Source organism: Duganella sp. Dugasp56, from assembly GCF_047304105.1.
Classification (GTDB): domain Bacteria; phylum Pseudomonadota; class Gammaproteobacteria; order Burkholderiales; family Burkholderiaceae_D; genus Rugamonas; species Rugamonas hordei.
Window position 1 is genome coordinate 25,422 of record NZ_JBGLYQ010000059.1, and the last position, 15,605, is coordinate 41,026.

General features: G+C 65.6%; 14 protein-coding genes and 1 pseudogene. 13 read left to right on the forward strand and 2 right to left on the reverse strand.

The window, feature by feature from the left end; translation table 11 throughout:
- The first annotated feature begins 30 nt into the window (after nucleotides 1-30).
- The 3 genes from gmk to ACCD07_RS28930 all read left to right on the forward strand — a co-directional run bounded on the left by gmk (nucleotide 31) and on the right by ACCD07_RS28930 (nucleotide 3,316).
- On the forward strand, nucleotides 31-669 hold the full coding sequence (gene gmk / locus ACCD07_RS28920; protein ID WP_176654216.1) for a guanylate kinase: 639 nt from the start codon (nucleotides 31-33) through the stop codon (nucleotides 667-669).
- A 24-nt stretch (nucleotides 670-693) separates the two neighbouring features.
- On the forward strand, nucleotides 694-897 hold the full coding sequence (gene rpoZ / locus ACCD07_RS28925; RefSeq protein ID WP_008451304.1) for a DNA-directed RNA polymerase subunit omega: 204 nt from the start codon (nucleotides 694-696) through the stop codon (nucleotides 895-897).
- Between the two features lie 82 nt (nucleotides 898-979).
- Nucleotides 980-3,316 (forward strand): RelA/SpoT family protein, encoded by a 2,337-nt coding sequence (locus ACCD07_RS28930; RefSeq protein WP_176654215.1) that lies wholly within the window; start codon nucleotides 980-982, stop codon nucleotides 3,314-3,316.
- A gap of 7 nt (nucleotides 3,317-3,323) precedes the next feature.
- On the opposite strand, the gene ACCD07_RS28935 is transcribed toward ACCD07_RS28930, so the two are convergent.
- On the reverse strand, nucleotides 3,324-4,175 hold the full coding sequence (locus ACCD07_RS28935) for a hypothetical protein (protein ID WP_413449347.1): 852 nt from the start codon (nucleotides 4,173-4,175) through the stop codon (nucleotides 3,324-3,326).
- Between the two features lie 34 nt (nucleotides 4,176-4,209).
- On the reverse strand, nucleotides 4,210-4,776 hold the full coding sequence (gene greB / locus ACCD07_RS28940; RefSeq protein ID WP_413449348.1) for a transcription elongation factor GreB: 567 nt from the start codon (nucleotides 4,774-4,776) through the stop codon (nucleotides 4,210-4,212).
- Nucleotides 4,777-4,867: 91 nt separating this feature from the next.
- Between greB and ACCD07_RS28945 the strand changes: the two genes are divergently transcribed.
- From ACCD07_RS28945 to ACCD07_RS28990, 10 genes and pseudogenes are all read left to right on the forward strand, one after another.
- Nucleotides 4,868-5,437, forward strand: coding sequence for a hypothetical protein (locus ACCD07_RS28945; protein ID WP_413449349.1), 570 nt, complete (start codon nucleotides 4,868-4,870; stop codon nucleotides 5,435-5,437).
- 48 nt (nucleotides 5,438-5,485) lie between these two features.
- On the forward strand, nucleotides 5,486-6,649 hold the full coding sequence (locus tag ACCD07_RS28950) for a histidine kinase (protein ID WP_413449350.1): 1,164 nt from the start codon (nucleotides 5,486-5,488) through the stop codon (nucleotides 6,647-6,649).
- 27 nt (nucleotides 6,650-6,676) lie between these two features.
- On the forward strand, nucleotides 6,677-7,324 hold the full coding sequence (locus ACCD07_RS28955) for a response regulator (protein ID WP_176654210.1): 648 nt from the start codon (nucleotides 6,677-6,679) through the stop codon (nucleotides 7,322-7,324).
- Between the two features lie 141 nt (nucleotides 7,325-7,465).
- Nucleotides 7,466-9,046 (forward strand): GGDEF domain-containing protein, encoded by a 1,581-nt coding sequence (locus ACCD07_RS28960; RefSeq protein WP_176654209.1) that lies wholly within the window; start codon nucleotides 7,466-7,468, stop codon nucleotides 9,044-9,046.
- Nucleotides 9,047-9,354: 308 nt separating this feature from the next.
- Nucleotides 9,355-10,896, forward strand: coding sequence for a flagellin (locus ACCD07_RS28965; protein WP_176654208.1), 1,542 nt, complete (start codon nucleotides 9,355-9,357; stop codon nucleotides 10,894-10,896).
- Between the two features lie 90 nt (nucleotides 10,897-10,986).
- Entirely contained in the window at nucleotides 10,987-11,364 is a 378-nt protein-coding gene (locus ACCD07_RS28970; RefSeq protein ID WP_353405435.1) for a flagellar protein FlaG, read from the forward strand.
- 258 nt (nucleotides 11,365-11,622) lie between these two features.
- Nucleotides 11,623-14,322: a flagellar filament capping protein FliD gene (gene fliD, locus ACCD07_RS28975; RefSeq protein ID WP_413449351.1), complete on the forward strand. Its 2,700-nt coding sequence runs from the start codon at nucleotides 11,623-11,625 to the stop codon at nucleotides 14,320-14,322.
- Nucleotides 14,323-14,350: 28 nt separating this feature from the next.
- Nucleotides 14,351-14,785, forward strand: coding sequence for a flagellar export chaperone FliS (gene fliS, locus ACCD07_RS28980; protein ID WP_176654205.1), 435 nt, complete (start codon nucleotides 14,351-14,353; stop codon nucleotides 14,783-14,785).
- Between the two features lie 3 nt (nucleotides 14,786-14,788).
- Nucleotides 14,789-15,118, forward strand: coding sequence for a flagellar protein FliT (locus ACCD07_RS28985; RefSeq protein WP_176654204.1), 330 nt, complete (start codon nucleotides 14,789-14,791; stop codon nucleotides 15,116-15,118).
- A gap of 14 nt (nucleotides 15,119-15,132) precedes the next feature.
- A pseudogene (locus ACCD07_RS28990) lies at nucleotides 15,133-15,605 on the forward strand (flagellar hook-length control protein FliK); the annotation flags it as partial.

Genomic DNA, 15,605 nt, shown 5'->3' on the forward strand with positions numbered 1-15,605 from the left:
CCCGCCTGCTGACGTTTTTGAAAGATAGACATGAGTTCAACCAACGCATTTGCGGGCAGCCTGTTCATGGTGGTCGCGCCGTCCGGCGCCGGCAAGTCCACGCTGGTCAACGCGCTGCTGGCGCAGGAACCGACCATCAAGCTGTCGATTTCCACCACCACGCGCGCGCCGCGTCCGGGCGAAACCCACGGCAAGGAATACTATTTCACGACGGCCGAGGACTTCGTCAAGCGCGCCGACGCCGGCGAGTTCCTGGAGTGGGCCGAGGTGCACGGCAATTACTACGGCACCTCGCGCATCATGGTCGAACAACAGATGAAGACCGGCACCGACATCCTGCTGGAGATCGACTGGCAGGGCGCGCGCCAGGTCAAGAAGCAGTTCCCGCAGGCGGCCGGCATCTTCATCCTGCCGCCGTCGATCGCCGCGCTCGAGGAACGGCTGAAAAAACGCGCCACCGACGAACCGCATGTGATCACGCGCCGGCTGCTGGCGGCCGGCGGCGAAATCGCCCACGCCCCCGAGTTCGAGTATGCTATCATCAACGAAGAATTTGCAGTCGCCCTGTCGGAACTGACGGCGATTGTCAGAGCGGCCCGTTGCCGGTTTGCGCAACAAGCGGCGCGCAACGCCTCGCTATTTGCCCAATTGGGTATCCACGCTGAATAAATACACAAGATTTTAGGAGTTAAGATGGCCCGCATTACTATTGAAGATTGTCTCAAAACCATTCCTAACCGTTTCCAGCTGACGCTGGCGGCGACCTACCGCGCCCGCCAACTGCTGCAGGGCCACACCCCGAAGGTCGAAGCCAAGGACAAGCCTACCGTCGTCGCGCTGCGTGAAATCGCCGCCGGCAAAGTCGGTCTGGAAATGTTGAAAAAGGTCCCAATGTAAGTTGGGCCCGGCGTTCCCGAACAATGTGAATGGTGTGGTTTAATAGTAGTACGACATTCTCAGCGAGACGGAACGCATACGTATGAATCTGATTCCTGCCGATCCGACATTGAGTGGCAAGCCCGCCAGGGCCAAACAGCCGGCCAAAGCGCCGGCTGCAGCCACGTCTGGAGCCAACGCAGGTGACAGCACGCTGTCGACCACCATCGCCTCCTCCTCTCCCGCGCCCGCGCCGCCGGTGATTTCCTCGTCGCCCTTGGCCACGCCCACGCTGACCGCCGGCGTGGCCTCGGTCACGCACCTGACCGAAAAGCTGGCCGAGTACATGAACGCGGCCGACCTGAAAAAGGTCAAGGAAGCCTACCGCTTCTCGGACGAGATGCACCTGGGCCAGGTGCGCAAATCGGGCGAGCCGTATATTTCGCACCCGATCGCCGTGGCCGAGATCTGCGCCGACTGGAAGCTCGACGCGCAGGCCATCATGGCCGCGCTGCTGCACGACGTCATGGAAGACCAGGACGTCAAGAAGGAAGAGCTGATCGAGCGCTTCGGCGCGCCGGTGGCCAACCTGGTCGACGGCCTGTCCAAGCTGGAGAAGATCGAATTCCAGAGCCAGATCGAGGCGCAGGCGGAAAACTTCCGCAAGATGCTGCTGGCGATGGCGTCCGACGTGCGCGTGATCCTGATCAAGCTGGCCGACCGCCTGCACAATATGCGCACGATGGAAGTGATGGCGCCGGCCAAGAAGGCGCGCATCTCCAGCGAGACGATGGAAGTGTACGTGCCGATCGCGCACCGCCTGGGCCTGAACAATATCTACCGCGAGCTGCAGGACCTGTCGTTCTCGCACCTGTATCCGCTGCGCTACCGCACCCTGGCCAAGGCGGTCAAGGCGGCGCGCGGCAACCGCCGCGAGGTGGTCAAGAAGATCCTCGAGTCGGTGACCAACACGCTGGCCATGGCCAATATCGAGGCCGAGGTGTATGGCCGCGAAAAGACGCTGTACGGCATCTACAAGAAGATGCGCAGCAAGCACCTGTCGTTCTCGCAGGTGCTCGACGTGTACGGCTTCCGCGTGGTGGTCGACAGCTTCCCCAACTGCTACGTGGCGCTGGGCACGCTGCACTCGCTGTACAAGCCGATGCCGGGCAAGTTCAAGGACTACATCGCGATCCGCAAGCTGAACGGCTACCAGTCGCTGCACACGACCCTGATCGGCCCCTACGGCACGCCGGTCGAGTTCCAGATCCGCACCCAGGAAATGCACCGCACCGCCGAATCGGGCGTGGCCGCGCACTGGCTGTACAAGAACGGCGACTCGAACCTGTCGGACCTGCAGCAGCGCACCCACGCCTGGCTGCAGTCGCTGCTCGACATCCAGCAGCAGACCGGCGACTCGGCCGAATTCCTCGAACACGTCAAGGTCGACCTGTTCCCCGATTCGGTGTACGTGTTCACGCCCAAGTCGAAGATCATCGCGCTGCCGCGCGGCGCCACGCCGATCGACTTCGCCTATTCGATCCACACCGGCATCGGCGACCATACGGTGTCGGTGACGATCAACAACGAGCCGGCCTCGCTGCGCACCGAGCTGCGCAACGGCGACATCGTCGAGATCGTGACCGACTCGAAATCGCGCCCCAGCCCGACGTGGCTGTCGTTCGTGCGCACCGGCAAGGCGCGCTCGGCGATCCGCCACCACCTGCGCACCATCAACCTGCCGGAATCGATCACGCTGGGCCAGCAATTGCTGTCGCAGGCGCTGTCGTCGCTGGGCCTCAACCCGGAACTGGAAGAGCACCTGGTCGAGCGGCTGCTGAACGAATCAAGCGCCAAGTCGCTCGACGAGCTGTATGCCGACATCGGCATCGGCAAGCGCATGGCGGCGCTGGTGGCGCGCCACATCTTCGGCCTGCGCGGCGGCGAATCGGCCAGCGCGCCGGTCGACCACAACAGCGCGGCCGAGCTCGATCCGGTGACGATCTGCGGCAGCGAGGGCGTGTCGGTGCAGCTGGCGCCGTGCTGCCTGCCGATCCCGGGCGACTCCATCCTCGGCCAGCTGCGCCGCGACCAGGGCCTGCTGGTGCACACCAGCGACTGCACGCTGGCCAAGCGGCAGAAGATCAAGGAACCGGACCGCTGGATCGCGGTCAAGTGGGGAACCGAGCTCAACCGCCGTTTCGACAGCCGCATCAAGCTGCTGATCAACAACGAAAAAGGCATCCTGGCGCGCGTGGCGGCCGAGATCGGCGAATCGGACGCCAACATCACCTACGTCGGCATGGACGAGGACAAGGAACACGTGCTGCACCAGCTGCGCTTCACCATCCAGGTGAAAGACCGCGTGCACCTGGCCGGCCTGCTGCGCAACGTGCGCCGCGTGGCCGGCGTCAACCGCATCCTGCGCGAGCGCAGCTGACCCCGGATTATTTGTGTTCGAAGGGGTCGTACCAGTAGGCCTTGTTCGACAGCGGGGTTTGCGGCGTCAGCAACGGATTGTCCAGCTTGAACAGCCGGCGTTTGCGCAAGCCCACCTTGTCGATCAAGTCGTCATAGAAGTCGTGGAAGATCCGGTCGAAGCCGCCGTCGGCGCTCAGCAGCTGCAGGCCCTGCTCAAGCCGCTGCGCCAGCCGCTGCTCGCCCGGCGTCACAAAGAAGTAGCGCGGCAGCGGAAAATAAATCGCCAGGCTGCGCTCCAGCGCCAGTTCGGGAAAGGCCGGCGCGTACGCGGCCTGCTCGAACAACGCCTCCTCTATCCCGCGCGGGAAATGCTGGAAGCGGTTGACCGCCAGCATGCCGTGCAGGCCGGCCGTCGAGTTGCCTTGCACCACATCGAAGCCGGCGCCCACGAACACCGCCGTCGAACTCCATTGCCGCCCCGCGCCCAGCGGCAGCCGCTTGAGCTGCTCCAGCGTGCTCAGCGCGCTGAACTGCGCCTGGCGGCGACCGTCGATCAGCGAGATGCGGTAGCCGGACATGCCCTTGTCGATCGGGATGCGGATCGGGATCAGCTTGCGCTCCCACTCCGGCGACGTGATCTGCGCGCTCAGGTTGACCAGCTTGCCCTTGCTCATTTCCAGCAGCAGCCGATCGCGCTCCATGCCCAGCGGCGAGGTGCGCAGCTCATACGGGCCATAGATCTCGCTCGACGCCTCCAGCGCCGCCTTCAACAGCTGCAGGGTGTAGTGATCGCGGCTGTCCGGCCGGCTGAAATTATGATCGATCACATAGGAGTCGAGCGCCAGCGCCCGCCCCGGCCAGCCCAGCAGCGCCAGCATCGCGCACAGCACCGCGCCGAGGGCGCGCCGCGCTTCAATCGGCAGCCGGCGCAGGATAGCTTACCTCCAGGATTTCCAGCTCCTCCACGCCGTGCGGCGCCTGGAAGCTGATGACGTCGCCCTCGCGCGCCTTGGTCAGCGCCCGCGCCACCGGCGCCACCCAGCTGATCTTGCCGTTCAGCGGATCGAGCTCGTCGATGCCGACGATGGTGATGGTGCGCGTCTCGTCGTTCTGGTTGCAATACGTGACGGTGGCGCCGAAGAACACCTGGTCGCTGCCATGATGCACGCTGGGGTCGACGATGGCCGCCGTGTCCATGCGCTTGGTCAGGAAGCGGATGCGGCGGTCGATCTCGCGCAGCCGGCGCTTGCCGTAGATATAGTCGCCGTTTTCCGAACGGTCGCCGTTGGACGCCGCCCAGTGCACGATGCGCACCACCTCCGGCCGGTCGACGTCGATCAGCTGCAACAGCTCATCCTTGATGCGCTGGTAGCCGGCCGGCGTGATGTAGTTCTTCGACCCGGCCGGAATCGCCAAGGCCAGCGCTGCGGCCTCCTCGTCGTCGTCTCCGTCCGATTCTTTGACAAATGCTTTGTTCATGCCGGCTATTGTAACGGCTTCGGCGGTCAACAGGCTGCCGCGCACGGTCCGCTTTGACGTATGATGATGCACATAGAACAACGCCGAGACGATGAAACCCTTCCACCGCTTTTGCCGTTCGCTGTTTGCACCGCTGGTCTACGTGGCCGCCCTGCTGTTGCTGCTGGAAGACTGGCTGTGGGACCTGGGCATGCGGCTGCTGGACCGGCTGTCGTCGTGGCCGGTGCTGCGCCGCATCGAGGCGTGGATCTGCACGCTGGGACCGCGCGCCGCGCTGGCGCTGTTCGTGCTGCCGGCCACGCTGCTGTTTCCGGTCAAGCTGCTGGCCTTGTGGGCGATGGCCCAGGGCCATGCGCTGCTGGGCCTGCTCGTCATCGTGCTGGCCAAGGTGGCCGGCGCGGCGGCGGTGGCGCGCATCTTCCTGTTGACGCGGCCGGTGCTGATGACGATAGTCTGGTTCGCGCGCCTGCTGCACTGGTTCCTGGCGCTGAAGGAGCGCTGGATAGAACGGCTGCGCGCCACCGCGGCCTGGCGCCAGGTGGGCGCGCTGGCCGGGCGCCTGCGCCACTGGCGCCGGCACGCGGTGCCGGCGCCGGGCAGCTGGATCGCCCGCTTCCGCCGCCTGCTGCGGCGCTTCCGCGCGCGCTGGCGGGCCCGATAATTTTTTAGACGATTGATGCACGAGTTTATGCAGGAGTTCAGGCACACCATGAGCGCAGCCCCCGAACCGCACAACCCCGGCGCCGCCCTCGCGGCCGAGCTGGAACAGGTGCGCGCGCGCTTCGACGCCATCGTCTCCAACACGCCCGGCCTGGTGTTCCAGTTCGTGCTGCACGCCGGCGGCGCCGTCTCCTTCCCCTACCTGAGCGACGGCTGCCAGGCGCTGCTGGGCCTGACGACGGCCGAGCTGCACCGGCAGCCGGAGCGCTTCCTCGAGCTGATCCTGGCCGACGACCGCGCCTCCTACCTGGAGGCGATGCGGGCCTCGGCCGCCGCGCTGTGGAGCTGGAACTGGGAAGGCCGCATCTGGGTCGACGCCTGGAAGGACGTCAAGTGGATCAACCTGCGCTGCACGCCGCACGCGCTGGACGACGGCGCGGTGCGCTGGGACGGCATCATGACCAACATCACCGAGAGCAAGCAGGAACAGCTGGAGGTGCGGCAGTCGCGCGCGCGGCTGGCCGAGCTGTCGGCGCACACCGACCGCGTCAAGGAACAGGAGCGCGCCCGCATCGCGCGCGAAATCCATGACGAGCTGGGCGGCAACCTGACCGCGATCAAGATGGCGGTCGCGATGCTGGCGGCCCGCCTCGGCGAGGCCGGCGACCATCCGGCGCTGCGCGAAAAGACCGACTACGTCGATGCGCTGGTCGACCGCACCATCGACGCCGTGCACCGCATCTCGCTGGACCTGCGGCCGTCGCTGCTGGACCTGGGCCTGGTGGCGGCGCTGGAATGGCAGGTGCGGGAATTCGGCAAGCAGGCCGGCATCGCCTGCAGCTTCCACGCCAACCAGCGCCACATCGACCTCAACGACGACCAGTCCACCGCGCTGTTCCGCATCGCGCAGGAGGCGCTGACCAACATCGCCAAGCACGCCGGCGCCACCGAGGTCGGCGTCAGGCTGGCGCGGCTGCGCCACCACGTCAGCCTGAAGATCGCCGACAACGGCAGCGGCATCGCCCAGGCCGACCGCGCCAAGCCGGCCTCGTTCGGCCTGCGCGGCATGGCCGAACGGGCCCGCGCGCTGGGCGGAACGTTGACGCTGAGCCACGCGGCCGGCGGCGGCACCGTGGTCGCCATCAAAATCAGGGTCGAAACAGCCGCCGCTGGCGCTACAATAGCTGGAGAAAACGTTTCTGCTGTGAAATAATGTAAAAAATAGGGTGTAGAGATTCACATGACAGAAAAAGCCATCATCAAGGTCTTCATCGCCGACGACCACGCGATCGTGCGCGAAGGCTTGAAACAGATCCTGGCCGAGACGCGCGACATCGTCGTCGCCGGCGAGGCCGAGAACGGCCTGGACGCCGTCAAGCTGTTCCGCAAGTCGGAGTGCCAGGTGATGCTGCTCGACATTTCGATGCCGGACCGCAGCGGCATCGAGGTGCTCAAGCAGATCAAGAAGGAAAAGCCGGAGCTGGCGGTGCTGATGCTGTCGATGCACCGCGAGGACCAGTACGCGATCCGCTCGCTCAAGGCCGGCGCGGCCGGCTATCTGACCAAGCAGAGCGCGCCGCGCGAGCTGGTGACGGCGATCCGCCAGGTGGCCGGCGGCCTCAAGTACATCAGCGCGGCGCTGGCCCAGGAGCTGGCCAACCACGTCGGCGACGACCACGACGCGCCGCCGCACGACACGCTGTCCGACCGCGAATACCAGACCTTGACGATGATCGCCTCCGGCAAGACGGTCGGCATGATCGCCAAGGAACTGTCGCTGTCGGTGAAGACGGTGAGCGAGTACCGCGCCCGTTTACTGGTTAAAATGAAGCTGAAAAACAGCGCGGAACTGACCCACTACGCGATCAAGAACCAGCTGATCGAATGACGTGTCCAACATGGTTGCCGGATCGAATAGATTTAATGCCCTGATGAAAGACCTCTTCCCGCCCTTTATTCAGGCTATGGCGCGCACGGCGCGGCCGTATCATGGTATTACATGAGAAACCTTTAAGAGGCCGCGCGTAATATGTCCAGCAAATCCAACACTCCCGAGCAGAATCCGGCCGAGATCGCGCGCGAGGCGTTCAAGCGCCTGGCGGTGCGCCGTGTCGCGCCGACGCCGGAAGCCTACCGCGACATCTACAACGAAATCGCCGGCATCGCCGCCACGCCGGCGGCCGCGCCGGCGGTGGCCGTCGATCCCGGCCCGGAATCGGTGCTGAGCCAGTTCGCCACCCGCCTGACGGAAAACACCGGCGACCTGGCCGACTTCGGCCGCCGCTTCAACCGCGCCGTCAAGTCGCGCGACTGGGAGGGCTACGCCAAGGCCTTGTCGCAGCTGGTGGAAAAACACTTCATCAGCCGGAAGGTCGGCATCGAGGTGGCCGGCATGGATGCCGAGGACGAGCAGAGCCGCACGCTGCGCGACCTGCTGAGCCGCACCCTGACCTTTGCCGTCGCCTCGCTGCTGTCGGGCGCGCCGGCGTTGGTGGCCGAGGCCGAATCGCTGGGCGCGGCCACCAAGCTGGCCCACAGCGAGGAGGCGCTGGCGGAAATCGCGCTGCGCCTCAAGCAGCTGTGCTTCCAGATCGAGCTGCGCGGCGGCGACAGCGGCGAACAGCAGGAATTGCTGCTGCGCCTGTTCAAGCTGCTGCTGGAAAACGTCAGCGAACTGCTCGACGACGACAGCTGGCTGCGCGGCCAGATCGAAGCGGTGCAAAACCTGATCGCCGGCCCGCTCGACGTGCGCGCGCTGGAGGAAGCCACGCGCAGCCTGAAGGAGGTGATCTACAAGCAGGGCCAGCTCAAGCACAGCCTGTCGGACGTCAAGCTCACCGTCAAGAACATGATGATGACCTTCATCGACCGCCTGGGCCAGGTGGCGGCGTCGACCGGCGACTTCCACGAGAAGATAGGCGGCTATTCGGAAAAGATCAGCAAGGCCGACAACATCTCCGAACTGAACAGCATCCTCGACGAGGTGCTCAAGGAAACCCGGCTGGTGCAGAGCGAGGCGCTGAAGGCGCGCGACAAGATGGTGCTGGCGCGCCAGGAAGTGCAGGACGCCGAGAACCGCATCCACGCGCTGGAGGCCAAGCTGCAGCATTTGAGCGAACTGGTGCGCGAAGACCAGCTGACCGGCAGCCTGAACCGCCGCGGCCTGGACGACGTGTTCGAGCGCGAGACCGCCCGCTCCGACCGCCGCGGCACGCCGCTGTGCATCGCCATCCTCGACCTCGACGACTTCAAGAAGCTCAACGACACCTACGGCCACATCGCCGGCGACGCCGCGCTCAAGCACCTGGTCAAGATCGTCAAGGACACCTTGCGTTCGATGGACGTCATCGCCCGCTTCGGCGGCGAGGAATTCCTGATCCTGATGCCGGAAACCACGGTCGAGGCGGCCTCGAGCACGATGACCCGGCTGCAGCGCGAGCTGACCCGCCACTTCTTCCTGCACGATAACGAGAAGGTCTTGATCACGTTCTCGGCCGGCGTCGCGCTGCGCCGCCCGAACGAGGAGCAGACCGACCTGGTCAAGCGCGCCGACAAGGCCATGTACACGGCCAAGCAAACCGGCAAGAACCGGGTGGTGGTGGCCGAATAGTTGCCGAATAGGCCATCGTTTCCCGCAGTTTGCTCCAGCCCGGCGCCTGCCGGGCTTTTTTTTCGTCCGAAATTTTGGGCGAAAAATAATTATTTTCACCCTAAAGATTCCCGTTGCGCGGTCGTTTAAACGGGCATCGACGATGAACTTTAGCCCTGCGACGCAAAATTTTCCGGCTTTCTTCCCCTTAATTTTCCCACTGGGCAACCGTTACCAGCTTCAACAGCGGTTTGATTGTCTCGGAGCGTGGAGACAGACCAAAGTGAAATGAGCACACTGCCCAACTCGAAGTATCCTGGAGAAACATCATGGCACAAGTCATCAATACCAATATTGCATCGCTGAATTCGCAACGCAACCTGAACACCTCGCAAGCCAACCTGTCGACCTCGCTGCAGCGCCTGTCTTCGGGCCTGCGCATCAACAGCGCCAAAGACGATGCCGCCGGCCTGGCCATTTCGGAGCGCTTCACGTCGCAAATTCGCGGCAATACCACGGCAGCACGTAACGCCAACGACGGTATCTCGCTGGCGCAAACGGCCGAGGGTGGCTTGAGCACCGCCGGCGACCTGCTGCAGCGTATCCGCGAACTGGCGGTCCAGTCCGCCAACGGCACCAACTCCGATTCCGACCGCAAGTCGATCCAGGGCGAGGTTTCGGCCCTGTCGCAGGAATTGAACCGCGTCGCCAACACCACCCAGTTCAACGGCCAGAACGTGCTGGACGGCTCGCTGACCGCGTCGCAATTCCAGGTCGGCGCCAACGCCAACCAGACCATCAACGTCGGCATCCAGTCGGCCAAGGCGACCGACATCGGCAACAACACCTTGGCCGCCCAGTACGGCGACGTGGCCAGCAGCGCCGGCGCCGCCACCGCCACCGCCGCCAACCTGGTACAGGCGCAGACCCTGAGCCTGACCTCGGGCGCCGGCACCACCACCAGCGTCGACGTCAAAGTGGGCGACAGCGCCAAGAAGATCGCCGCCAACGTCAACGCCCTGAGCAGCAGCTCCGGCGTGACCGCCACCGCCAGCACCACCGCCACGCTGTTCAGCAGCAACGCCACCGGCTTCGCCGACGGCTCGCTGCAGTTCCAGCTGCGCGGCGACAACTCGATCGAAGCGGACGCCAACTCGACCGCCGTGACGATTTCGGCCAAGATCAAGGGCGGCGACCTGTCGGCCGTGGCCCAGGCGATCAACGCGCAAGTCGGCACCACCGGCATCAGCGCCTCGATCAAGGTCAACGCCACCACCCACAACAAGGAAATCCAGCTGTCGAACTCGTCTGGCGCAGATATCCAGATCACCAACACCAACTCGACCGCGCTCGACGACCAGCTGGGCACCGCGTCGATCCGCGGCGCCGACAAGCCAGCCAACGGCTCGGTCGCGGCGGTTGAAGGCGCGGCGGCAGTCATCGGCGCGGCCTCGGCCGCCGTCGGCGGCCACCTGGACTTCTCGTCGGACAGCGGCTTCACGATCTCGTCGACCACCACCGACATCGTCGCCAACCCGACCGGTTCGGACCTGCAATCGGTCGCCAAGATCGACGTTAGCACCATCGACGGCTCGAACAAGGCGCTGAAGACCATCGACTCGGCACTGAACCAGATCAACAGCAACCGCGCTGCGCTGGGTGCGATCCAGAACCGTTTCGCCTCGACCATCTCGAACCTGAATACGACGACGGAGAACTTGTCCGCTTCGCGTAGCCGGATTCAAGATACCGACTTCGCGGCGGAAACGGCCAGCCTGACCCGCGGCCAGATCCTGCAACAAGCTGGTACCGCCATCCTGGCCCAGGCCAACTCGCTGCCGAACGGCGTGTTGTCCCTGCTGCGTGGCTAAAATCCGGGGCAGGGTTGACGCGGTAAGGTCGCTCTGACTAGGTTCCCCGGTTGATTTATTCAACCGGGGATTTTTCACAAAGGAAGCATCATGACTATCGATACCATCGGCTCGGCCAGTCAGCCGCGCCCCGCAGCAGATCGCACTCCCGACGCCGGCGTGGCGCAGGGCGCAGTGCGCGTGCCGGCCACCGCGCTCGACACCGTCGCCGCCGTCAAGGCGCCGGCCGCCGTGCCCAGCCTGGACCAGGTCAGCCACGCCGTGTCGCAGCTGAACAAGTCGGCGCAGGCCAAGTCGCAGGGATTGGAGTTTTCGATCGATAACGACAGCAAGCGCACCGTGGTCAAGGTCATCGACCAGACCACCAAGGAAGTGCTGCGCCAGATCCCGACGCCCGAAGCGCTGGAGATCGCCAAATCGCTGGAATCGAAATCCGGCACCGGCTTGCTGATCCAGCAAACGGCCTGAAGCGGCTGCGCAGACGCGCGCCGCTTTTCTCTCATCCATGGCATCCTGATTCCGGGAGCCAGCTGACCGGTCCTGCGCGCCTGCCGCCGCCGACCATCCCTCCGGCGTCCGCCACGACAGCCGCCACCGCCCGTCTTTTCAGCTGCTTTTTTAGCTGATGTTTCAGCTTTACCTGAACTGGCAGGTATTTCCCCTTCTCAAGTCGGGTTTGATTCTGCCGATATTGTCTTATATTATTGCTTTACTTAGGAGCGCACCGTGGGCATCTCTTCACCAGGCATCGGCTCTGGCATCGACGTCAACACCATCGTCAGCAAGCTGATGGCGGTCGAGTCCGCGCCGCTGGCCGATTTCGACAAAAAGTCGGCCAGCTACCTGGCCCAGGTGTCCGCCTTCGGCAATCTGTCGAGCGCGCTCGGCGCCTTCCAGGGCTCGCTCGCGAGCCTGACCTCGATCTCCAGTTTCCAGTCGCTGGTGAGCACGCCCAGCGATTCGACCGTGATGACGGCCACCGCCTCCAGCACCGCGCAACCGGGCAACTACCGCGTCAACATCAACCAGATCGCGCAGGCGCAAACGCTGGCCTCGGGCGGCTACAAGAGCACCACGTCGGCCATCGGCTTGGGCGCCAAGACCACGATTAACTTCTCGCTGGGCACCGTGAGCGGCGGCAGCTTCGGCCTCGCCGGCGCCGCCCTGAACGGCACCGCCGCGGGCCACAGCCTGTCGAGCGGCGGCCTGACGCCGGGCTCGCTGAGCATCAACAACACCGTGATCGCCACCGACGGCACCACCCGCAGCGCCCGCCTGCTGGCCGACGCCATCAACGCCAAGAGCACCACCACCGGCGTCTCGGCCAAGGCCGCGCCCACCGTCACCAGCGCCACCCTGTTCGGCGGCGCCGGCGCGGCCAGCTTCGGCAATGTGGACACCACCGGCGGCGGCAGCTACTCGCTGTCGGTCGGCGGCGTCGAGATCGCCGCCCAGCCGGCCGGCACGGCCGCCGGCGCCGGCGTGACGGCGGCCTCGATCGACGCCGCGCTGACCGGCAACACCGCCGTCGCGCGCGCGCTGGCCGACGCCAACATCACCGTCAGCGGCACCGCCGCCGGCGGCGACCTGCAATTTACCAATGCCGACGGCAGCAACATCGCCATCGCCGAAGCGGTCGGCGGCAGCGTCACCGGCGGCATCGGCAACAGCGGCAGCGCCAACATCGGCTCCAGCGACACGGCGGTCGGCGCCATCTCGCTGGTGTCGGCCGACGGCAGCCCGATCACCGTCGGCGGCACCAATCCGGCCGGCGCCGGGCTGACGGCCGGCGTCGGCGGCGCCTACCTGGGCGCCAGCTTCGCCGCCGATTCGTCCCGCACCAGCGGCAACATCGTCATCGACAGCTCGAACAACACGCTGCAAGGCATCCTCGAGGCGATCAACAAGGGCAATTTCGGCGTCACCGCCAGCATCGTCTCGGACGGCTCGACCGGCGCCACCGCCACGCCCAACCACCTGATCCTGACCTCGACCGCCACCGGCGTCAGCTCGACGATGAAGATCACGCTGGCCGGCTCGGGCGGCAATCCGCCGGACCCGGACCTGGTCTCGCTGCTGGGCTATGATCCGGGCGGCGTGCAGAACCTGAGCCAGAAGGCATCGGCGGCCGACACGCTGGCCACCGTCAACGGCATCGCCGTCACCAGTTCCAGCACCAGCATCACCGGCGCCATCGCCGGCGTCAGCATCAGCGCGCTCAAGGTCGGCAGCTCGTCGCTGTCGGTGACCAAGGACAGCGGCTCGCTGACCACCTCGGTCAACGGCTTCGTCAAGGCCTACAACGACCTCAACGCGCAGATCACCTCGCTGGGCGCCTACGATCCGGACACCAAGACCGGCGGCCCGCTGCTGGGCGACACCACCTTGCGCAACCTGCAGGCGTCGATCCGCCGCCAGCTGTCGACGCAGATCACCGGCCTGCAGGGCACCAGCCTGACCAACCTGTCGCAGATCGGCATTTCCTTCCAGAAGGACGGCACCTTGACGCTGGACAACGCCAAGCTGCAGAAGTCGATCAACAGCAACTTCAACGACATCGCCGGCCTGTTCGCGGCGGTCGGCCGCGGCACCGACCCGGACGTCAAGTTCGCCAGCTCCGGCACCAACACCAAGGCCGGCGACTACGGCATCAACATCACCCAGCTGGCCACCCAGGGCACCTTGCAGGGCACGGCCGTGCTGCCGGCGGAAACCGTGATCGACGCCGACACCACCTGGACCGTCACGCTGAACGACACCACGCCGGCCACGCTGGCGAACACGGCGACGATCACGCTGCCGGCCGGCAGCTACAACCCGAGCCAGCTGGCCACCTTGCTGCAATCGTCGATCAACGGCGTCAGCGCGTTTTCCACCGCCGGCGCCACCGTCTCGGCGACGATAGGCGATGACGGCAAGCTGAAGCTGAATTCGACCGGCTACGGCTCCAAGTCCAACATCCATGTCGCCAACGCCACCGGCACCGATATTTCCGCCGTGTTCGGCGCGGGCACCTCGGTCGACGGCCTCGACGTGGCCGGCACCATCGGCGGCTACACCGCCACCGGCAACGGCCAGGTACTGACCGGCTCGCCGGGCGCGCCGGTCGACGGCCTCAAGCTCACCATCACCGGCGACACCATCGGTTCGCGCGGCAGTTTCGGCTTCTCGCAGGGCTACGCCTACCAGCTCAACACGCTGGCGGCCGGCTACCTGGGCGCCAAGGGCGCGATCACCGGACGCACCACCGGCCTCAACAATTCGGTCAAGGATATCAGCAAGCAAAAGGACGCCTTCAGCGCCCGCCTGGTCGATATCGAAGCGCGCTACCGCGCGCAATACACGGCGCTCGACACGTCGATCGCCAGCATGAATACCACCGCGTCATTCTTGACGCAACAGTTCGCGGCGCTTGCCAAGCAATAGCCGCTGACGCATTAACAGGAGACAGAGTATGTTCGGATCCCGACAAACTGGCGTACATGCCTATGCCAAGGTAGGCATGGAAACCGGCGTGGTCGCCGCCAGTCCTCACAAGCTGATCGTCATGCTGTTCGACGGCGCGCTGGTGGCGCTCGGCACGGCGCTGCAGGGTATGCGCAGCGGCAATATCGGCGAAAAAGGAAAATCGATCTCCAAGGCCATCATGATCATCGACAGCGGCCTGCGCGCCGCGCTCGACAAGAAAGCCGGCGGCGAGATCGCCGAGGGACTCGACGCGCTGTACGAATACATGAGCGCGCGCCTGCTGACGGCCAATATGAACAACGATCCAGCGATCCTGGAAGAAGTGCAGCGCCTGCTGACCGAGTTGCGCGACGCCTGGAATGCGATCGCCGACACCCCTGCCGTCACCGGCGCCCACCCCACCAATCTCGCGAGCGCCTGATCCATGATGACGAGTCAAGATATCCTTTCCGTGTACGCCGCGATGGCCGATCTGACCGGGCAAATGGTGCAGGCCGCCACGCGCAGCGACTGGGACCTGCTGGTGCTGCTCGAGCAGCGCTGCGCCGCCCACGTGCAGGCGCTGCGCGAACAGGAACCGCAACAGCCGATGCAGGGCGCGGACCGCGAACGCAAGATCGAGCTGATCCGCCAGATGCTCAACGCCGACCGCCAGATCCGCGACCTGACGATGCCGTGGATGGCCCAGCTGTCCAAACTGATCAACGCCACCGGCACTGAACGGCGGGTAATCAACGCCTACGGCAGCGTCTAAAGCGGACGCGCGCCATGCTGCCGCGCCTCGACGTCGCCGTCACGCCGCTGACCCCGGCTGCCGGCGTCGGCGCACCCGCGGCGGTCGGCGACGGCCGCCAGGCGGAATTCCAGCGCGCGCTGCAGGGACTGGTCGGCCAGTCGGTGACGGCTGAAGTGCTGTCCAAATTCAGTGACGGCAGTTTCCTGGTCAAGGTGGCCGACAGCGCGGTGCGCATAATGCTGCCGCCGGGCGCGCAAGTGGGCGCCGAAGTGCCGATGACGGTGCTCAGCGCCCAGCCGCGTCCGACTTTCCAGATCGGCAACGGCAGTCCGGGCGGCTCGTCGACCCTGGTCTACAGCGAAAGCGCCGGCCCCCCAGGCGCCCCCCGCCGGGTCGCCCCCCCACCCCCCCCCCAACCCCCCCCCCCCCCCGCCCCCCCCCCCCCCGGCCCCCCCCCAACAACCCCCCCCCCCCCCCCCCCCCCCCCCCCCCCCCGGAAGATGTC